This window comes from Geodermatophilaceae bacterium NBWT11 (assembly GCA_014218215.1).
In the GTDB taxonomy this organism is placed as follows: domain Bacteria; phylum Actinomycetota; class Actinomycetes; order Mycobacteriales; family Geodermatophilaceae; genus Klenkia.
In genome coordinates this window covers 3,346,301-3,366,130 of record CP043652.1, presented here as the reverse complement: position 1 = coordinate 3,366,130, position 19,830 = coordinate 3,346,301, and the positions used below count along the sequence as shown (strand labels likewise).

16 protein-coding genes and 1 pseudogene are annotated in these 19,830 nt (G+C 73.8%); 7 read left to right on the top strand and 10 right to left on the bottom strand.

The genetic code is table 11. From position 1 onward, the window contains the following. Positions 1-8: 8 nt before the first annotated feature. From F1C76_16295 to F1C76_16285, 3 genes and pseudogenes are all read right to left on the bottom strand, one after another. Complete coding sequence (locus F1C76_16295; protein ID QNG39307.1) at positions 9-947, bottom strand: cytochrome c oxidase assembly protein; 939 nt, start codon at positions 945-947, stop codon at positions 9-11. A gap of 115 nt (positions 948-1,062) precedes the next feature. Further along, a complete protein-coding gene (locus F1C76_16290) occupies positions 1,063-1,998 on the bottom strand; it encodes a cation transporter (GenBank protein QNG37935.1) in 936 nt (311 codons plus the stop codon). 52 nt (positions 1,999-2,050) lie between these two features. Continuing rightward, positions 2,051-2,772: pseudogene (locus tag F1C76_16285) on the bottom strand (M23 family metallopeptidase). Between the two features lie 764 nt (positions 2,773-3,536). Between F1C76_16285 and F1C76_16280 the strand changes: the two are divergent. From F1C76_16280 to F1C76_16270, 3 genes are all read left to right on the top strand, one after another. Further along, entirely contained in the window at positions 3,537-4,715 is a 1,179-nt protein-coding gene (locus F1C76_16280) for an alcohol dehydrogenase catalytic domain-containing protein (protein ID QNG37934.1), read from the top strand. A 112-nt stretch (positions 4,716-4,827) separates the two neighbouring features. Continuing rightward, positions 4,828-6,045: an MFS transporter gene (locus tag F1C76_16275; GenBank protein QNG37933.1), complete on the top strand. Its 1,218-nt coding sequence runs from the start codon at positions 4,828-4,830 to the stop codon at positions 6,043-6,045. A gap of 26 nt (positions 6,046-6,071) precedes the next feature. Continuing rightward, on the top strand, positions 6,072-6,938 hold the full coding sequence (locus F1C76_16270) for an oxidoreductase (protein ID QNG37932.1): 867 nt from the start codon (positions 6,072-6,074) through the stop codon (positions 6,936-6,938). 49 nt (positions 6,939-6,987) lie between these two features. Here F1C76_16270 and F1C76_16265 read toward each other — a convergent pair whose 3' ends face one another. Next, the gene (locus tag F1C76_16265) at positions 6,988-8,391 is read right to left on the bottom strand and encodes an MHS family MFS transporter (GenBank protein ID QNG37931.1); all 1,404 of its coding nucleotides are present in this window, start codon (positions 8,389-8,391) and stop codon (positions 6,988-6,990) included. A 138-nt stretch (positions 8,392-8,529) separates the two neighbouring features. Continuing rightward, positions 8,530-9,162, bottom strand: coding sequence for a TetR/AcrR family transcriptional regulator (locus F1C76_16260; protein QNG37930.1), 633 nt, complete (start codon positions 9,160-9,162; stop codon positions 8,530-8,532). Positions 9,163-9,257: 95 nt separating this feature from the next. On the opposite strand from F1C76_16260, the gene F1C76_16255 reads away from it, so the two are divergent. Then, complete coding sequence (locus F1C76_16255; protein ID QNG37929.1) at positions 9,258-10,142, top strand: shikimate dehydrogenase; 885 nt, start codon at positions 9,258-9,260, stop codon at positions 10,140-10,142. Next, positions 10,135-11,970 carry a sugar phosphate isomerase/epimerase and 4-hydroxyphenylpyruvate domain-containing protein gene (locus F1C76_16250; protein ID QNG37928.1) on the top strand — a complete coding sequence of 612 codons (1,836 nt, stop codon included), beginning with the start codon at positions 10,135-10,137 and terminating at the stop codon, positions 11,968-11,970. The genes F1C76_16255 and F1C76_16250 overlap by 8 nt, the downstream gene beginning before the upstream one ends. 2 nt (positions 11,971-11,972) lie before the next feature. Here F1C76_16250 and F1C76_16245 read toward each other — a convergent pair whose 3' ends face one another. From F1C76_16245 to F1C76_16235, 3 genes are all read right to left on the bottom strand, one after another. Further along, a complete protein-coding gene (locus F1C76_16245) occupies positions 11,973-13,592 on the bottom strand; it encodes an ABC-F family ATP-binding cassette domain-containing protein (protein ID QNG37927.1) in 1,620 nt (539 codons plus the stop codon). Between the two features lie 126 nt (positions 13,593-13,718). Then, a complete protein-coding gene (gene sfnG / locus F1C76_16240) occupies positions 13,719-14,885 on the bottom strand; it encodes a dimethyl sulfone monooxygenase SfnG (GenBank protein ID QNG37926.1) in 1,167 nt (388 codons plus the stop codon). Between the two features lie 165 nt (positions 14,886-15,050). Next, a complete protein-coding gene (locus F1C76_16235; protein QNG39305.1) occupies positions 15,051-15,635 on the bottom strand; it encodes a class I SAM-dependent methyltransferase in 585 nt (194 codons plus the stop codon). Positions 15,636-15,743: 108 nt separating this feature from the next. On the opposite strand from F1C76_16235, the gene F1C76_16230 reads away from it, so the two are divergent. Together F1C76_16230 and F1C76_16225 are read left to right on the top strand one after the other, a co-directional pair. Further along, positions 15,744-16,502 (top strand): SDR family oxidoreductase, encoded by a 759-nt coding sequence (locus tag F1C76_16230; protein ID QNG37925.1) that lies wholly within the window; start codon positions 15,744-15,746, stop codon positions 16,500-16,502. 85 nt (positions 16,503-16,587) lie between these two features. Continuing rightward, the gene (locus F1C76_16225; protein ID QNG37924.1) at positions 16,588-18,120 is read left to right on the top strand and encodes a hypothetical protein; all 1,533 of its coding nucleotides are present in this window, start codon (positions 16,588-16,590) and stop codon (positions 18,118-18,120) included. Here the strand turns inward: F1C76_16225 and F1C76_16220 are convergent. Together F1C76_16220 and F1C76_16215 are read right to left on the bottom strand one after the other, a co-directional pair. Beyond that, positions 18,101-18,442 carry a hypothetical protein gene (locus tag F1C76_16220; GenBank protein QNG37923.1) on the bottom strand — a complete coding sequence of 114 codons (342 nt, stop codon included), beginning with the start codon at positions 18,440-18,442 and terminating at the stop codon, positions 18,101-18,103. The two genes, F1C76_16225 and F1C76_16220, sit on opposite strands and share 20 nt — an antisense overlap. Before the next feature lie 53 nt (positions 18,443-18,495). Further along, on the bottom strand, positions 18,496-19,608 hold the full coding sequence (locus tag F1C76_16215; GenBank protein ID QNG37922.1) for a biotin-dependent carboxyltransferase family protein: 1,113 nt from the start codon (positions 19,606-19,608) through the stop codon (positions 18,496-18,498). Positions 19,609-19,830 lie beyond the last annotated feature (222 nt).

The following is a 19,830-nucleotide window of genomic DNA, read 5'->3' as shown; positions in this document are numbered from 1 at the left end:
CACCGGCCTCAGCTGGTGCGGGTGGAGGCCATCGCCCTGAGCCGGGCGTTGTAGGCGTCGAGCTCGGCGTCCCCGACCCGGTCGATGGTGCGGTCCCGGGTCTTGTTCTTCCGGCTCTCGGAGTTGGCCCACTGGAAGAACACGACGGCCAGCACGAGCACGGTCGGCAGCTCGCCGAAGGACCAGGCGATGGACCCGGCGGTGGTCTGGTCGGCCAGCGGGTCCACGCCCCAGCTCTCGGGCGGGTTGGCGAAGGTCTGCACGACCAGCGAGCTGCTCATCATGATCGCGACGCCGAAGAACGCGTGGAACGGCATCGGCAGCAGCAGCTCGAGCATCCGGCCGGCGTGGCCGACGGTGCGCGGCCAGGGGTCGGCCCCCAGGATCGGCCCGAAGAACAGCAGCCCGGTCACGGTGAAGTGGGCGAGCATGAACTGGTGGCCCAGCGGGTCGGCCATCAGGTCGTCGAAGACCGGCGTGAAGTAGACGCCGTAGAGGCTGAGGATGAACAGCGGGATGGTGAACCCGGGGTGCGACAGGAACCGGGCGAGCCTGCTGTGCAGGGCCTCCAGCAGCAGCGCCCGCGGGACGCCGGCGGTGCCCTTGCCGCGGGGCAGGGTGCGCAGCGCCATGGTCACCGGGGAGCCGAGCAGGAGCAGCAGCGGCGACACCATCGACAGCACCATGTGCTGGGCCATGTGCACGCTGAACAGCACCATCGAGTAGCCGTGCAGCTCGGTGCCGGTGACGGCGAACAGCGAGACCGCGCCGAAGGTGAACGACAGCGTCTTCCACCACGGCCAGCGGACACCGGCGCGGTGCAGCCGCGCGAGCCCGACCAGGTAGGCGACCAGCGCCAGGATCGTCAGCCCGGCGATCCAGGACCAGCCGTCCAGGTGCGGGGTGAACAGCCGTGCCCAGGTCGGCGGATCGGTGGGCATCCACATGTCGGAGTGGTCGTGCACGCCCCCATGGTGCACCCGATGTCGGTGAGGTGACGGCACGGCCCCGGTGCAGGGTCCCGCAGGGCGCGCAGCGTCCTGTGGGGGGCACCGGGGTCCTTCAATCGTGGACGGGTGACTCGTGCCCGCGGTGCGAGGCGCTCTCCAGCTGGAAGGTGCAGTGCTCGACGTCGAAGTGGCTGCCCAGGCAGGCGCACAGCGCGTCCAGCACGCGGCCGCCGTGCCCGTCGGCGAGCACCGCGTCCTCCACGACCACGTGCGCCGACAGCACCGGGAGGCCCGAGGTGATGGTCCAGGCGTGCAGGTCGTGCACCTCGGTGACGCCCTCGACGCCGAGCACGTGCCGGCGGACGTCGTCGAGGTCCACCCCGCGGGGGGCGGCCTCCAGGAGCACGTCGAGCGCATCGCGCAGCAGCGACCAGGCCCGGGGCAGCACCAGCGCCCCGACGACGAAGGAGGCGACGACGTCGGCGCCGGTCCACCCGGTGGTCGCGATGACCACCGCGGCGACGATGACCGCGATCGAGCCCAGGGTGTCCCCGAGCACCTCGAGGTAGGCGCCCCGGACGTTCAGGGACTCGCCCTGACCGGACCGCAGGAGTGCCAGGGAGACCAGGTTGGCGGCCAGGCCGACGAGGGCGACGGTGAGCATCAGCCCGGAGCGGATCTCCGGGGGGTCCCCGATCCGGCGGACCGCCTCGACGACGACGTAGGCCCCGACGCCGAGCAGCAGCAGCCCGTTGGCGACGGCGGCGAGAACCTCGATGCGCTGGAGGCCGAAGGTCCGTCGTCCCGAGGCGGGTCGCTGGGCCAGGGTCACCGCGCCCAGGGCGAGGGCGATGCCCAGGGTGTCGGTGGCCATGTGCGCGGCGTCGGCCAGCAGCGCCAGCGACCCAGAGGCGACCGCACCGACGGCCTGGACGACCAGGACGGTGCCGGTGATGCCGAGCACGAGGGCCAGCCGGCGCCGGTAGCCGGCACCCGCGGTGGCCGTCCCGTGCGCGTGCCCGTGCGCGTGGTCGTGCCCCATCAGCACTCCCCCGGGTCACATGCAGCAGTTCGCATGCCAGGAGTGTGCCACCTGGTGGCTACAAGGTGACGCCACGCTCCGCGAGCCACGGGATCGGGTCGATCTTCTCCCCGTTCATGCCGCCGACGTGCACCTCGAGGTGCAGGTGCGGTCCGGTGGACTGGCCCTGGTTGCCCAGCAGCGCGATGGTCTCGCCGGCCTGCACCACCTGACCGGCGGTCACCAGGATCTCCTCCATGTGGCCGTACACGGTGACGTCGCCGTTCTCGTGCTGGATGTAGACGGCCTGCCCGAAACCGCTGGCCGGACCGGCCTGCAGCACGACCCCGTCCATGACGGCGTACTCGGGGTGAGCATGGGGGCGGCGAGGTCGATGCCGGCGTGCAGCGTGCCCCACCGGTACCCGAACTGGCTGGAGAGCCGGGCGCCGGCGACCGGGGCGACCGCCGTGGGTCGGGCGGCCTCGGCCGCGGCCGCGGCCTGCGCGTCGAGCACGGCCTGGTCGGCGGCGGCCTGGGTCTGCGCGGCGGCCGCCTGCTCGGTCTCGCGCTGGGCGCGGCTGGCGGCCATCTGCTGGAGCTGACCGACCGCGTCGGACTCGACGGCGGCCGTGCTGGGCGCGGCGGCCTGCAGGCCGAGGGCGTCGGCCACGCTGACCGCCTCGCTGGCGGTGGCGGTCTGCGGCTGGTCGGCCTGGGCCTGCGGGTCGCCGGTGGTGACCAGGCCGATGCCGGTCGCACCCACCAGGGCCGCGGCCAGGTACAGGGTGGGACGGCGCATCCGGGCCGGGCCGGTGAGCACCCGGGTGCGGGGGCTGCGGGCCTGGCGGTGCCGGCCACGGGCGACGCGGCCCTCGGCGATCGCGGCGATGATCTCCGCGGCGGAGACCTCGACGTCCTCCCGCGGGCTGTCGGCGACGACGAGGTCCCCGTCCCGGGCAGCGGCGCGGTCCACCACGGCGGCGTCGGGGGCCGGGACCTCGGCGTCCAGGGTGGCGGCCGCGCGCCCGGCGAGGTCACGCACCAGGGCGTCCCGCTCCGGGGCGGCTGTCGCGGCCACGAGCAGGGACACGACGGCCGTGTCGGACTGCCCGTGGGCGGTGTGGGAGGTGGTCTCGAAGGCGGTGTCGGCTCCCCCAGCCGTGACCGTGCCCTGCGGCCCCTCGACAGCGACGGAGCCACGGTCGGCGGTGCCGTCGGCACCGTTCCGTGGCTCCAGGTCGTGCCCGAGGAGTCGTTGCGGGTGTTGCGACTTCATGCACCTGTCTTTCGTCGGCCGGCTGGGGAGCGGGACCCATGTAAACACGCCGTGACCCGACCGTGACCAGCGTTCCGACCGAATCACACGGCGATGGTGGCGCAGGTCACGACAACAGCTGCCAGTTCGACACCCTCCGTGAGGTGGTGATCGCACAGCGGGAACGCATGCGCCTCGCCGTGTCGGGTAGGTGCGACAGACGCCACACGCGCCGCTGCCCGCCTGGAGACCACGGGAGTGCAGTGCGACCCGCGGTGGCGACCCCGCAACCGGAGGAGACCTCCACCATGCGCGCAGTCACCTGGCACGGTCGCGACGACGTCCGCGTCGACACCGTCCCCGACCCCACCATCCAGGACCCGACCGACATCGTCGTGGAGGTCACCTCCAGCGGCATCTGCGGCTCGGACCTGCACCTCATCGAGGTGATGGCCCCGTTCATGTCCGTCGGCGACGTGATGGGCCACGAGCCGATGGGCGTCGTCCGCGAGGTCGGTCCCGAGGTCACCGCGGTCAAGCCCGGTGACCGGGTCGTCGTCCCCTTCAACATCTCCTGCGGCACCTGCTGGATGTGCGAGCGCGGGCTGCAGAGCCAGTGCGAGACCACCCAGAACCGCGACCAGGGGATGGGCGCCTCGCTGTTCGGCTACACCAAGCTCTACGGCCAGGTGCCCGGCGGGCAGGCCGAGTACCTGCGGGTGCCCTTCGGCAACACCCTGCCGATCGTCGTCCCCGAGGGCCCGGCCGACGACCGGTTCGTCTACCTCTCCGACGTGCTGCCGACGGCCTGGCAGGCGGTCCAGTACGCGAAGATCCCCGAGGGCGGCAGCGTGCTGGTGCTCGGGCTGGGCCCGATCGGCGACATGTGCGCCCGCATCGCCGCGCACCTGGGCCACCAGGTCATCGCCTCCGACGTCGTCCCCGAGCGGCTCAGCCGGGCCCGGCAGCGCGGCATCGACGTCATCGCCAGCACCGACCAGGCCGAGGTCGTGGCCGCGGTGCGGGAGAAGACGGCCGGACGCGGGGCCGACAGCGTGATCGACGCGGTCGGCATGGAGGCGCACGGCTCCCCCGGCGCCAAGCTCGCCCAGAAGGCCTCGGCCCTGGTCCCCGACGCGATCATGGAGAAGGTCATGACGGTGGCGGGCATCGACCGGCTCGCCGCGCTGAACACCGCGATCGAGGCGGTCCGCCGCGGCGGCACCGTGTCGCTCTCGGGCGTCTACGGCGGGGCCACCGACCCCCTGCCGCTGATGAACATGTTCGACAAGCAGATCGGGCTGCACATGGGCCAGGCCAACGTCTGGCGGTGGGTGCCCGACATCCTGCCGCTGCTCACCGACGCCGACGTGCTCGGCGTGGACGACTTCGCGACCCACCACGTGTCGCTGGAGGACGCGCCCACCGCCTACGAGGACTTCCGTCAGAAGCGGAACGGCACGGTCAAGGTGCTCCTGCAGCCCTGACCTGCACGTCCGAGTGACGTGACCGGTCTCATGCCGGTCGCGGGATGGCGTCGGGGGTCCCGTGCCCTTGGCTGGGGAGGAACCCCCGACGTCTCCCTCGTAGAGGACTGCTGTGCCCCGCGCCCTGCTCGCCCTGGCCATCGGTGCCTTCGGCATCGGAACCACCGAGTTCGTGGTCATGGGCATGCTGCCCGAGATCGCCGACGGACTCGGGGTCTCGGTGTCCGCCGTCGGCCTCCTCATCAGCGCCTACGCGGTCGGCGTCGTGATCGGTGCGCCGACGCTCACCGCGCTCGGCGTCCGGTTCACCCCCAAGCAGACCCTGATCGGGCTGATGGTCGTGTTCGTCGTGGGCAACGTGCTCTCGGCGCTGGCCCCGAGCTACGGCCTGCTGGTGGTCGCCCGGGTGCTCACCGCCCTGGCGCACGGCTCGTTCTTCGGAGTCGGTGCGGTCGCCGCCCGCCGGCTGGTCCCGCGCGACAAGGCCACCCAGGCGATCTCGCTGATGATGGTCGGGCTCACCCTGGCCAACGTCATCGGCGTCCCGCTGGGCACGTTCGTCGCCCAGCAGACCAGCTGGCGCCTGGTGCTCGCCGGCTGCGCGGTCATCGGCCTGGTCACCATCGCCGGGCTGGTGGCCTGGATGCCCGCGGTCAGCGGGGAGAAGACCGACCTGCGCAGCGAGCTGCGGGCCTTCCGCCGCCGCCAGGTGTGGATGGTGCTCGGGCTGACGATGATCGGGTTCGCCGCGCTCTTCTCCGTCTACTCCTACGTCTCCCCCATCCTCACCGAGCTCGGCGGGCTCACCGAGGGCTGGGTGACGCCGGTGCTGGCGCTGTTCGGCGTCGGGACGACGATCGGCACCCTCGCCGGCGGCAAGCTCGGCGACCGCTACGGCCTGCGCTTCGTGGCCATCGGCCTGCTGGTCAGCGCCGCACTGCTGGTCGGCTTCGCGCTGACCGCGCGCACGGCGGCCTCCGCCGTCGTCCTGCTGGTGCTCTTCGGCACGGTCGCCTTCGCCGCCGGACCGGTCGTCCAGAACAAGGTCATCGAGGCCGCCCGGGTGCGCGGTGGCTCGCTCGTCTCCGCCGCCAACCAGGGCGCCTTCAACGTGGCCAACGCCCTCGGCGCGGCCCTGGGCGCGGCCGTGCTGAGCGCGGGCTACGGCTACACGGCGCCCATCTGGGTGGGTGCCGCGCTGGCGCTGGCCGGCACCGTCGTCTGCCTCGCGGCCATGCGCACCGAGCGGGCCGACACCGCCAGCCCCGACCCCGTGGTCACCGACGTGGACACCTGGGAGCGCGCGACCGCCGACATCGGCGCGCGCTGACGCCTGCCCCGGAGTACACCGGGGACATGACGACGACGGCAGACCGCTCCGGGCAGTTCCAGCTCGGTGACCGCACCGTGCACCGCACGGGCTACGGCGCCATGCAGCTGGCCGGACCGCACGTGATGGGCCCGCCCGCCGACCGCGAGGCGGCGGTGGCGGTGCTGCGCCGGGCCGTGGAGCTCGGCGTGGACCACATCGACACCAGCGACTACTACGGGCCGCACGTGACCAACGAGGTCATCCGCGAGGCCCTGCACCCCTACCCCGAGGGCCTCACGATCGTGACCAAGATCGGGGCCCGGCGGACGCCGGAGGGCGAGTGGCCGGAGGCGCTGGGCTCCGACGAGCTGCGCCAGGCCGTGCACGACAACCTCGACCACCTGGGTCTCGACGTCCTGGACGTGGTCAACCTGCGGATGCCCGGGTTCGCCGAGCCGGTGGAGCGTTCGGTGACCGGCCCGATGGAGACCATGGCCGCCCTGCAGGCCGAGGGGCTGGTGCGGCACATCGGGATCAGCAACGTGAGCACCTCGATGCTGGCCGAGGCCCAGGAGGTCGCCCCGGTGGTCTGCGTGCAGAACCACTACAACCTGGTGCACCGCGACGACGACGCGATGATCGACGCGCTGGCCCGGGAGGGCATCGCCTACGTGCCGTTCTTCCCGCTCGGCGGGTTCACCCCGCTGCAGTCGCACGCCCTGGAGGAGGTGGCCCGGTCGCTGGAGACCACCCCGATGGAGGTCGCGCTGGCCTGGTTGCTGGCCCGTTCGCCCAACGTCCTGCTCATCCCCGGGACGTCGTCGGTGGCCCACCTGGAGGCCAACCTGGAGGCGGCGGCCCGGGTGCTCGGCCCCGTGGAGCTCGAGCAGCTGGACCGGATCGGGGGCTGAACGACCGAGGACCCGCAGCCCTGGGCTGCGGGTCCTCGTCGTCCTCGCCCTAGACGGTCTCGGCGACGCGCTCCTCCTGACCGCTGCGCAGCCGCTCGTACTCCGCCTTCTCCATCGGGACCGCCGACGGCTTGCCCAGGTCGTCCAGGGCCACCCGGAAGGTCTCGCGGGCGGAGAGCGCCGCGACGGCCACCGCGATGCCGATGCCGAAGACGATGCTGCCCACGATCAGCGGGACGTTGGAGTCCGGCGGGGCGATCGCGGCGAACAGCGAGGGCAGGAACGCGGTGATCATGGTGCCGATGTTCTGGCTGACCGCGAAGCCGGTGACGCGGGTCCGGGTCGGGAAGAGCTCCTGGTAGAAGCTCGGGAACACCGCGTTGTAGCCCTGGTAGACCGTGCCCCACATGAGGATCGCGAAGACGAACGCCAGCGTCACGTTGTCGATGCTGATGGCGTGCAGGTAGGCGTAGGCCATCGCCGTGGAGCCCAGCGAGCCGACGATGATGCAGGGCCGGCGGCCGATCCGGTCGGACAGGTTGCCGATGAAGGGGATCAGCACCATCGCGACCAGGTTGCCGGCGACCGAGATCCACAGGTAGGTGGCGGTGGAGAACCCGACGCCGTAGGCCTCGCTGGTGGCGTAGGTGGCACCGAACACGGTGGCGGTCAGCGGCACGGCGTTCATCAGCGCCATCACGACCACCCGCAGCATGTCGGCGCCGTTCTCCTGCACGACCTGCACGATCGGGGCCTTGGGCACCTCGCCGGTGGCGGCCTTCTCCTGGAAGGCGGGGGTCTCCTCGACCTTGCGGCGCACGACGAGCCCGATGACGATGACCACGGCGCTGAGCAGGAACGGGATCCGCCAGCCCCAGCTCTGGAAGTCGTCCTCGGGCAGGACCGCGGCCAGCGGCAGGAAGATCGCGGCGGCCAGCAGCTGCCCGCCCTGGACGCCCTGCAGGGTGAAGCTGGTGTAGAAGCCGCGCTTGCCGAAGGGCGCGTGCTCCATCGTCATCGTGCTGGCACCGGCGATCTCGCCGCCGACGGCGAAGCCCTGGATTAACCGCATGAGCACCAGCAGCGCCGGGGCCAGCACGCCGACCTGGCCGTAGGTGGGCAGCACCGCCACCAGCAGGGTCGAGATGCCCATCATCAGCATGCAGAGCACCAGCATGTTCTTGCGACCGTGGGTGTCGCCCCAGTGGCCGAGCACGAAGGCACCGATCGGGCGGGCCACGTAGCCGACTCCGAAGGTGGCCAACGAGGCCACCACGGCGACCTGCGGGTCGTCGGCCGGGAAGAACACCGTCGGGAAGACCAGCGCGGCCGCCTGGGCGTAGATGAAGAAGTCGTAGTACTCCAGGGCGCTGCCCAGCCAGCTGCTGAGCGCAGCCTTCACGGGTGTCCGCTTCACGGGTGGGGTGGCCGGGGGACTCGAGGTCGCACTCATGCGCAGGGCTCCTGGATCGGTGGCGTCGGTGCCGGGGACCGGTCGGCTCTATGTACCAACTGGTTAGTACGACGCAGAGGATGGGGTGGTGCCGGTCACGGTGTCAAGGCCCGGTCCGCGTCCCGCGTGTCCGCGGAGCTACACCACCAGGTAGTCGGTCACCAGGTCGGTCAGGAGCGCGCGCTGGCGTCGGCGCAGCTCGGGGGCGAGCATGTCGCGGCCGAAGAGGGCGCCGAAGGTGTGCTGGTTCGCCGTCCGGAAGATGCAGAAGCTGCTGATCACCTGGTGGACGTCGAGGGCGTCGGCGTCGGCCCGGAACAGGCCCGCCGCGCGCCCGCGGTCCAGGATCGCGCCGAGGACGTCGAGGGCCGGGTTGGCCAGGTTCGACAGCACCGCGGAGCCGGCGATGTGCTCGCCGTGGTGGATGTTCTCGATGCTGACCAGCCGGATGAAGTCCGGGTGGGCCTCGTGGTGGTCGAAGGTGAGCCCGGCCAGCTCGCGGATGGCCTCCACCGGGTCCAGGTGCTCGACGTCGAGCTGCTGCTCCAGGCCGCGGATGCGGGTGTAGGCCGCCTCGAGAGCTGCCACGTACAGCTGCTCCTTGCCGCCGAAGTAGTAGTAGATCATCCGCTTGGTGGTGCTGGTCTTCGCCGCGATGACGTCCACCCGGGCCCCGGCGTAGCCCGAGTGCGCGAACTCCTCGGTGGCCACGGCGAGGATCTCCGCCCGGGTCCGCTCGGCGTCCCGGGTCCGCTCGGGGGTCTCGGTCACGGGGGCGAGCCTAGGCCCGGGGGGTGGTGCCCGGCGTCACGGTGTGGTGTCCTGGAGCCAGTCAACTCACCAGTTGGTACATACGGAGGTCGCTCGTGAGCCCAGCCCGTCCCGGCATCGTCGTCGGACTCATCGGCTCGGGCATCGGGCCCTCCCTCAGCCCGGCCCTGCACGAGGCGGAGGCCGACGCGCTGGGTCTGCGCCACGTCTACCGCCGGCTGGACATCGACGTCCTGGGCAGGGCCCCCGAGCAGGTCGGCGAGCTGGTCCGGGCCGCACAGCTGGCGGGCTACGACGGGCTCAACGTGACCCACCCGTGCAAGCAGCTGGTGATCGAGCACCTGGACGAGCTGTCCCCCGATGCCGAGGCCCTCGGTGCGGTCAACACGGTGGTCTTCACCGACGGCCGGGCCGTCGGGCACAACACCGACTGGTCCGGCTTCGCCCGCAACGTCGACCGCGGGCTGCCCGACGCCGCGATGGACCGGGTCGTGCTGCTGGGCGCCGGCGGGGCGGGGGCCGCGGTCGCGCACGCGCTGCTCACCCTGGGCACCGGTCGGCTGACCGTGCTGGACGTCGACGCCTCGCGGGCCACCGCCCTGGCCGGTGCGCTCCAGCAGCGGTTCGGCCCCGGCCGGGCGGACGGCGGGGACCTCACCGGGCTGGCGAGCGCGCTGGCCGCTGCCGACGGACTGGTGCACGCCACCCCCACCGGCATGGCGGCCCACCCTGGCTCCCCGGTGCCGGCCGAGCTGCTGCGTCCCGAGCTGTGGGTGGCCGACATCGTCTACCGCCCGCTGGAGACCGAGCTGGTGCGCACCGCCCGTGAGCACGGCTGCCGGGTGCTCGACGGCGGCGGGATGGCGGTGTTCCAGGCCGTGGACTCCTTCCGGCTGTTCACCGGGCTCGAGCCCGACGCCGACCGGATGCTCGCCCACTTCGCCACCCTGGTCGACCCCGCGGACTCCCCCGTTGGCTGACCGGTCCACCCGCCGGCGCGCCGTCGCCACCGTCTGCCTGTCCGGGACGCTGGAGGACAAGCTCACCGCCGCGGCCGGGGCGGGCTTCGACGGCATCGAGGTGTTCGAGCCCGACCTGGTGGCCGCACCGTGGGCGCCGGCCGAGCTGGCCGCCCGGTGCGCCGACCTCGGCCTGTCGATCGACCTCTACCAGCCCTTCCGCGACCTGGACTCGACCGACCCGGCCACGGTCGCCCGCAACCAGCGCCGGGCCCGGGCCAAGTTCGACGTGATGGCCGCCCTCGGCGTGGACACCGTGCTGGTCTGCTCCGCGGTCTCCCCCACCGCGGTCACCGACGACGACGAGCTCGCCGCCCAGCTGCACGCCACCGCGGAGCTCGCCGCCGACCGCGGTCTCCGGCTGGCCTACGAGGCGCTGGCCTGGGGCACACACGTGTCCACCTGGGAGCACAGCTGGGACGTCGTCGCCCGCGCCGACCACCCCGCGCTCGGGTTGTGCCTGGACTCCTTCCACGTGCTCTCCCGCGGCGGGGACCCGGCCGGGTTCGCCGCGGTGCCGGCGGACAAGCTGTTCTTCCTGCAGCTGGCCGACGCCCCGCAGCTGGACATGGACGTGCTGCAGTGGTCCCGGCACCACCGGCTCTTCCCGGGCCAGGGCGCCTTCGACCTGCCCGCCTTCCTCGGCCACGTGCTGGCCGCCGGGTACACCGGCCCGCTGTCGCTGGAGGTCTTCAACGACGTCTTCCGGCAGGCGGACCCGGCCCGCACCGCGGTCGACGCGATGCGCTCGCTGCTGGCGCTGGAGGAGGCGCTGCCGGTCGACCCGCTGGTGCTGCCCACCGCGCCGGCGCTGACCGGGCACGCCTTCACCGAGCTGGCCGTGGACGGCGTCTCCGGTCCCGTGGTCGCCGACGTCCTCGACCGGTTGGGCTTCGCGCACACCGGCCAGCACCGCTCCAAGCCGGTGCAGCTGTGGGAGCAGGGCACCGCCCGGGTGCTGCTCAACGCCGGCGCCGCGCGGTCGGCCGGCTCGGGCGAGGCCGCCGTCGTCGCGCTGGCCCTGGAGTCCACCGACCCCACCGGCTCGGCGGCCCGCGCCGAGGCACTGCTGGCCCCGGTGCTCCCCCGCACCCGGGGCCGGGCCGAGGCCGAGCTGTCCGCCGTCGCCGCCCCCGACGGCACCCAGGTGTTCTTCGCCCGCACCGGCCCGGACGGCTGGCCGGCGGACTTCCTCGCCACCGGGGAGACCGCGGCCGGCGCCGGGCTCACCGGCACCGACCACGTCGGGCTCACCCAGCCCTTCGACGCCTACGACGAGGCCGGGCTGTTCTACCGCTCGGTGCTGGGCCTGCTGCCCGAGGCGGGCGCCGAGGTGGCCGCGCCGTTCGGGCTGGTCCGCTCCCGCGGGGTCACCACGCCCGGCCGCGACGTCCGGCTGGCCCTGTCGGTGTCCCTGCTGCGCCGCGGCGGCGGCTGGGCACCGGGGGTGCCCGACCCGCAGCACGTCGCGTTCGCCACCGACGACGTCGTCGCCACCGCCCGGGCGCTGCGCGCGGCCGGCGCACCGCTGCTCGCCGTCCCGGCGAACTACCACGACGACCTCGACGACCGGCTCGAGCTGGACCCCGGCCTGCTGGCCGACCTGCGCGAGCACGGGCTGTTCTACGACGCCGACGCGACGGGTGCGTTCCTGCACCTCTACACCGAGGTGCTCGGCGGGCGGGTGTTCTTCGAGGTGGTCCAGCGGCTGACCGGCTACGACGGGTACGGGGCGGTCAACTCCCCGGTCCGGATGGCCGCCCACCGGCGGGCCCGCACCGGCGGCTGAGCTCAGCGGGTGCGCTGCACCCGCGCCTCGTCGAAGACCGGCTCCGGGGTCTCGCGCACCCGGCCGTCGGAGCCGAAGACCAGGAACCGGTCGAAGGAGCGGGCGAACCAGCGGTCGTGGGTGACCGCGACGACGGTCCCGTCGAAGGCGGCCAGCGCCTGCTCCAACGACTCGGCACTGAGCACGTCGAGGTTGTCGGTCGGCTCGTCGAGCAGCAGCAACGTCGCCCCGGACAGCTCCAGCAGCAGCACCTGGAACCGGGCCTGCTGCCCGCCGGACAGCGACCGGAACAGCGAGTCGCCGGCCGCGGCCAGGCCGTAGCGGCGCAGCACGGCCATCGCCCGGCCGCGGTCGATGCCCGGTCGTCCGGGCTCGCCGTGCCAGAGCAGGTCGGTGAGGGTGCGCTCCATCCACTCCGGGTGCGCGTGGGTCTGGGCGAAGAAGCCGGGGACGACGCGGGCGCCGAGCTTCCAGCTGCCGGTGTGCGTGACCTCCTGCCCGGCCATCAGCCGCAGGAAGTGCGACTTGCCCGCCCCGTTGGAGCCGAGCACCGCGACCCGGTCGCCGTAGTCCAGCTCGACGTCGAAGGGCTTCATCAGCCCGGTCAGCTCGAGGTCCTCGGCGACGAGCACCCGGACGCCGGTGCGACCGCCCTTGAGCCGCATCGCCACCTCCTGCTGCGGCGGGCGCTCCGGGGGCGGCCCGGCGGCCTCGAACTTGGCCAGCCGGGTCTGCATCGCGTGGTACCGGTTGGCCATGTCCGGGGAGTTCGCGGCCTGCTGCTGCATCGTGCGGGTGAGGTCGACCAGCCGCTGGTGCTCCTCCTCCCAGCGCAGCCGCAGCTCGGCCATCCGCTGGTGCCGGGCGTCCCGGGCGGCCGGGTAGGCCGCCCAGCTGCCGCCGTGCACCCACGCCGTCCCGCCCTCGACGGTGACCACCCGGGTGGCCACGGTGTCCAGCAGCTCCCGGTCGTGGCTGACGAACAGCACGGTCTTGCGGGTCTCCCGCAGCCGCTCCTCCAGCCAGCGCTTGCCCGGGACGTCGAGGTAGTTGTCCGGCTCGTCGAGCAGCAGCACCTGGTCGGGGCCGCGCAGCAGGCACTCCAGGGCCAGCCGCTTCTGCTCGCCACCGGACAGCGTCTGCAGCTCGCGGTACTTGCACTGCTCGTAGGGCACGCCGAGGGCCGCGACGGTGACGGTGTCCCAGGTGACCTCGACGTCGTAGCCGCCGACGTCGCCCCAGGTGCCCAGCGCGTTGGCGTAGGCCATCTGGGTGGGCTCGTCGTCGGCCTCCATCATGGCCAGCTCGGCGGCCTCGACGGCGTGCCAGGCGGCGCTGACCGCGGGCGGGGCCAGGTCGACGAGGAACTGCTGCACGCTCGTGGCGTCGCGCACCGAGCCGATGAACTGGCGCATCACACCGAGCCCGCCGACGAGGGCGACGGAGCCCGCGTCCGGGGTCAGGTCGCCGGTGATGATCCGCAGCAGCGTGGTCTTGCCGGCGCCGTTCTCCCCGACCAGCGCGGCGACCGCGCCGTCCCCCACCCGGAAGGAGACGTCGTCCAGCAGGACCCGTCCGTCGGGCAGGGTGAACCGGATCCCGGTGACGTCGACGTATCCCACGGCGTCCAGTGTCCCGGACGCCGTGGCGGGGTCAGGTCAGCAGGATGGAGAACACCACGGCGCCGGCGGCCAGCACCATCGCCAGGACGACGACGCCGGCCACCCAGCGCTGACGGTCCCGGTTCATCACGCCCGGACCGTACCGGGCTCAGACGGTGGTGGCGGCTGGAACTCCGTCGGGGCGAAGCCGGCAGCGGCCTCCATCTCACGCACCAGCGGCAGCACCTTCGCGCCGAAGTACTCGATCTCCTCCTGGAAGTGCAGGAAACCGCAGAGGAAGAGGTCGACCCCGTGCCGGCGGAACTCCACGATCCGCTCGGCGATCTGCTCCGGGGTGCCGATCAGGTTGGTCTTGAAGCCGTCGTTGTACTGGACCAGGTCCTCGAAGGAGGAGTCGGCCCACATGCCCTTCTTGTCCCCGGTCGAGTTGCCGGCCTGCTGGACGGCGTCCCGGAACCCCTCGACAGCGGGCTTGTTCGCCTTGGCGACGATCTCGCGCAGGGTGTCGTGCGCCTCGGCCTCGGTGTCGCGGGCGATGACGAACCCGTTGAGCCCGAACCGGACGCGGCGGCCCAGCGGGTCGGCCACGGCGCGGACGTCGCGGATCTGCTCGTCGATGCCGGCCAGGTCCTTGCCGTTGGAGAAGTACCAGTCCGAGACCCGACCGGCCATCGCCCGGGCGGCCGTGGAGTTGCCGCCCTGGAAGATCTCCGGGTGCGGCCGGCCCGGGACGGTGAGCGGCTTGGGCTTGAGGTCGAAGTCGCGGAACCGGTAGAAGTCCCCGCCGAGGGTGTAGCCCTCCTCGGTCCAGATGCCGCGCAGCGCGGAGATGAACTCCTCGCTGCGGCGGTAGCGCTCGTCGTGCTCGAGCCACGGCTCGCCCATGGCGGTGAACTCGCCCTTGAACCAGCCGGAGACGACGTTCACGGCGAACCGGCCGTTGCTCATGATGTCGGCGGTGGCGCCCAGCTTGGCCAGCACGCCGGGCTGCCACATGCCGGGGTGCACGGCGGCGATGAGCTTGATCCGCTCGGTGGCCAGCAGCAGCCCGAGGGAGAAGGACACCGACTCGTGCTGGAACTCGGCGCTGTAGCTGGACATGTAGCGCACCTGGGAGAGGGCGTACTCGAAGCCCACCGCCTCAGCGGTCTGGGCGAGCTTCTTGTTGTAGTCGAAGCCCCAGTCGGTGCGCTGCTCGATGGTCGAGGTGACCAGGCCGCCGCTGACGTTGGGGACCCAGTAGGCGAACTTCGCGGCAGCGAGCTCGTCGGCCGGGCTGGTGGGTGCGCTCATGGCAGGGGTGTCCTCGGGGAGGTGGGGGACGTGCGGGGGCGGGTCCGGGAGCGAACGCTCAGCGCGGACAGGCAGAGGTGCAGACCAGGGCGTAGTCGATGACGCGGCGACGCGTCAGCTCGCTGGTGGGCACGGGTCGAGGAAACCACACCGACCTGGTGCTCTTCACCCCGAGACGGGTCGGGTCCCCCACAGCAGGGTGTCCAGCGCGGTGCCCGCCGGGGTCTCCCGGGGCAGCTGCTCGAGCCGGTCGACGTCCAGCAGGGCGGCCACCGGGGCGAGCCGCTCGACCGAGTGCAGGATCGCGGTGTCCTGGGGGCCGCCGACGCCGCGCGCCACGTTGTCCACGTCGTGGCCGAGCACCAGCAGCCGGCCGCCGGGCCGCAGCCACGCCACCGCCCGGGTGAGCAGCGCGACGGTCTCGGGCTCGGGGAGGTGCAGGTAGACGACGAGCACCAGGTCCAGGCTGCCCTCGGCCGTCGTCCAGGTGGTGGCGTCGGCGACCACCCAGGTGACGTCGTCCCCGTGCCCGGCGGTGCGGCCGCGGTCGAGGCCGACGGCGGAGAAGTCGACGGCGGTGGCCTGCCAGCCCCGACCGGCCAGCCACAGCGCGTGCCGGCCCTCCCCGGCGGCCAGGTCGACCGCCGTCCCGGGCTCGAGATCGGCACACAGCTGCGCGACCAGTGCGTTCGGCTCGGCCGACCACTGGGCCTTCTCGGCGTACCGGGCGTCCCAGTCCTGTGCCTGCACACCGCGCACGCTACGCACGGTGTCCGACGAGACAGTGCCGTCCCGCGCGGAGGTGGGCAGGGAGGAGGTGAGCGGGACGAGAGACGCCCCGGGTGGGAGGAGATCAACGTGGTGCACTACGAACTGGACGGCAAGGTCGCGCTGGTGACCGGGGCGGGGTCGGGCATCGGCCGCGCCGTCGCGCTCACCCTGGCGCGCAGCGGCGCCGCCGTCGCGGTCGCCGACCTGGCCGAGGAGAAGGCGCGGGCCGTCGCGGCCGAGATCACCGGGGCAGGCGGCCGGGCGCTCGCGTTCGGCGGCGACTCCTCCGACCCGGACGCCGTCGACACCCTCGTCGCCGACGTCGTCACCCAGCTGGGCGGGCTGCACGTCGCGGTGAACAACGCGGGCATCGGCGGCCCGGCGCAGACCGTGGACGAGTACTCCACCGCCGACTGGCGGAAGGTGCTGTCGGTGAACCTGGACGGCGTCTTCTACGGCGTGCGCGCCGAGACGCGGGCGATGCTCGCCGGGGGCGGCGGGTCGATCATCAACATGGCCAGCGTCTTCGGGGCCGTCGGCATCGAGACCGCACCGGCCTACGTGGCCGCCAAGCACGGCGTGGTCGGGCTGACCAAGGCCGCCGCCCTCGCGCACGCCACCGAGGGCATCCGGGTCAACGCGGTGGGCCCGGCCTTCATCAGCACCCCCCTGCTGATCTCGTCGATGAGCGAGGAGGCCCGCGCCGGGCTGGCCTCGCAGCACGCGCAGGGCCGCCTGGGCACCCCGGAGGAGGTCGCCGAGCTGGTGGCCTGGCTGGCCAGCGACGCGTCGTCCTTCGCGACCGGCACGTACTACCCCCTCGACGGCGGCCTGCTCGCCCGCTGAGGCGCGCCGTGACGGTGGTCGCGGTCTTCCGGTGAGCGGAGGCCGACCGGCGACGGCGCGGCGCGCGGACGGCGAGGATGCCCGGGTGTCCTCCCCCGTCCGCCGTGCCGTGCCGCACCTGCTGGGGTCCCGACCGCCGTCTGCCGCAGCGCTGTGGGCCGGTGGTGGTCGCAAGGCGGTGTCGGCCGGGGTCTCGGTGTCCCTCCCGCTGGCCCTGGGCGTGGCGCTGGGCCACCCCGACCTGGGCTCGGCGGCGGCCCTGGGCGGGTTGACTGCGATCTACGGCAGCACCCTCCCGTACCGCCGACGGGCCGGGGTGGTCGCCGCCTGCGGGCTGGTGCTCGTGCTGGCCGTCGCGGCCGGCGGCCTGACCGGGGGCAGTCCGCTGCTGCTCGCCGTCCTGCTCGGTGTGCTGGCGGCCGCGGCGACGGCAGCCACCGCGGTGTTCCGGGTCGGCCCGCCCGGCCCCCTGGGGGTGGTGCTGGTCGGTGGCAGCGCCAGTGCGCTGGGCGCCACGGCCGAGGTGCTCGCCGAGCACGTCGCCGCCGCGGCCGCGGGGGCGACGCTGGCCTGGCTCGTCGTCATGCTGCCGTGGGTCTGGGACCCGGCGGGCCCCGAACGGCGCGCCCTCGCCGCGGCCCGTGCCGCCGTCTCCGGCGACCGCTCCGTGCGGCCCGCCGTGGTGGCCCGGGCGGTCCGGGTGGCCGACGCCGCGGTGTCCCGGGGCAGCCGCCGCCGGCCGTCGCTGCGACCGGCGCTGGCCGAGGTCGAGGAGCGCTTCCTGCACGAGCTCCCGCTGGCCGACTCCCCCGGTCCGCCGCCCCCCGGCGCCGCGCTCGCCGTCCGCCCGGTGCCGCCGTGGGTCTGGACCTCGCTGCGGATCGGCGCGGGCGTCATGACCGCCGGGCTGGTGGCCGGGCTGCTGGGGCTGTCCAGCACCTACTGGGCCTGCACGACCGCGGTCGCCGTGCTGCTGGGCACCGACGCGCGCAACACCCGGGCCCGGGCCGGGCACCGGGTGACCGGGACGCTGCTGGGCATCGGCGTGGCCGCACTGCTGTTCGCCGCCGACCTCCCGGTGGGTGCCGAGATCGTGGCGGTCGGGCTGCTGCTGGTCGGCGTCGAGCTGCTCATCGCCCACCAGTACGTGCTGGCGGTCTCCTTCATCACCCCGCTGTCGCTGATGCTGGTGCACGTCGGGGTGCCCGAACGCACCGGCCTGGAGCTGATCACCACCCGGTTCGCCGAGACCGTCGTCGGCATCGTGCTGGCGCTGGCCGCAGGCCTCCTGCTGCTCCCCGGTCGGCCAGCCGTCGCCTCCCCGGCGTGGTCGGGGCCGCCGGCGACCGGGTGCGCGGGCTCGTCGAGGGCCGCACCACGGAGCCCGCCCTGCACGACGCGCTGCTGCTGCTCCACGAGATCGCGACCGCCTCACGAGCGGAGTTGCGCCCGGCCCCGGGCACCGGAGCCTGGCTGCGCCGCGGCCGGTGGACCGCCGACCTGGGCTGGGGTCTGCTGGGCACCCGTGCCCGCGGGGAGGCCCACCTCGAGCAGGTGCTCGCCGCCCGGGTGGTCAGCGACCTCGGGCCCGGCGGGACCTAGTCCAGCGCGGCGGTGACCAGCGCGCCGGCCGTGGGGGTGAGCAGCCACGCCAGGACGACGGCGGACGTCACCGCGACGGCCGACCACCGGAGGAGGTCCACTCGATCGCCGCCCCGCGCGTGCCCCATGAGGACCGTGAGGCTGACGGCGCCGGCGACCACCGCACCCAGCAGGGCCAACGCGGTGACCACGACCGCCACCAGGTTGCCGGTCTCCCGCGGGGCCCGGTCGTCGAGGAGCCAGGGCGTCAGCACGACCAGGGCGTAGGCGAGGGCGGGGAGGACGACGAGCGCCGCCGTCGGCACCGTGCGCCACCGGGGGCGGTCGAGGACGTCCACGCACAGGATCGTGGCGGGCCGGCCGGGGTGCGTCAACACCCGTCGACCGCCCGTCAGCGGCGTCGGAACCGCAGGGGCTGCCCCGGGGCCAGCTGACCGCAGCGGTCGACGTCGGGCTCGGCGACGTAGCCGATCACCGGATAGCCGCCCGTGACCGGGTGGTCGGCGAGGAACAGCACCGGCTGCCCGGACGGCGGCACCTGCAGCGCACCGCGCACCATGCCCTCGCTGGGCAGCTCCCCGGTGCGGCCGCGGGTCAGCTCGGGTCCGGCCAGCCGGAGGCCCACCCGGTTGCCGTCGCCGGTGACCGTCCACCCGGTGCCGGTCAGCAGGGCGTGCGCCTCGTCGGTGAACCAGTCGGCGCGCGGGCCGGGCAGCACGGTGACGCTGACCTCGCCGGCGGGCGGATCGGCGACACCGACGACGTCCACCGTCCCCGGCTCGCCCCGGGCCGCACCGACCGGCAGCACGTCACCGGCGGTGGGCACCGGCGGGCCCAGTCCGGACAGCAGGTCCGTGGACCGCGACCCCAGCACCGGGTCGACCGCGATGCCGCCCCGGACGGCGAGGTGGGTGCGCAGCCCGCTCACGGGGGGACCGAGGCGCAGCTCCTCCCCCGCCGCGAGCCAGAACGGTGCGGCGTGGGGGGCGGGTCCCGCGCAGCGGGCGCCGGTGAGCGCCAGCCAGAGCCCGGTCTCGGCCCGCACGGCCAGGCCACCGGCGGTGACCTCGAGGACGGCGGCCTCGGGGTCGTTGCCCAGCAGCCGGTTGGCCAGCGTCGCCGCCGCCCGGTCGCAGACCCCGGACCGGCCGATCCCCTCGGCCGCCCGGCCGGGACGGCCGCGGTCCTGCACGGTGGTCAGCGGCCCGGGGGCGAGGACGGTGAGCGCCCTCACCGCGCGTCCACGAACCGCACGCGCACGCCGGGCCGCAGCAGTGCCGCGGGCTCCCGGTGCAGGTCGAACACGGCGGTGTCGGTGTGCCCGAGCAGCTGCCAGCCGCCCGGGGACTCCCGCGGGTAGACCCCGCTGAACTCCCCGGCCAGCGCCACCGCACCGGCCGGCACCCGGGTGCGCGGGGTCGAACGGCGCGGGACGTCCCAGCCGCCGTCGGCCGCCGTCAGGTAGCCGAACCCGGGCGCGAACCCGCCGAAGGCCACCGTCCATTCGGTCCCGGTGTGCCGGGTGACCACCTCGGCCGAGCTGCAGCCGAGCAGCTCGCCGACGTCGGCCAGGTCCTCACCGTCGTAGACCACCGGCAGCTCGACGAGCTCTCCCCCGGCCCGGTCCGCCGCGGTCGGCCGCGCCGCCTGGACAGCGGCGGCGACCGTGCCGACCGTGGTGGCCGCCGGGTCCAGCACGAGCAGCACCGTCCGGGAGGCCGGGACG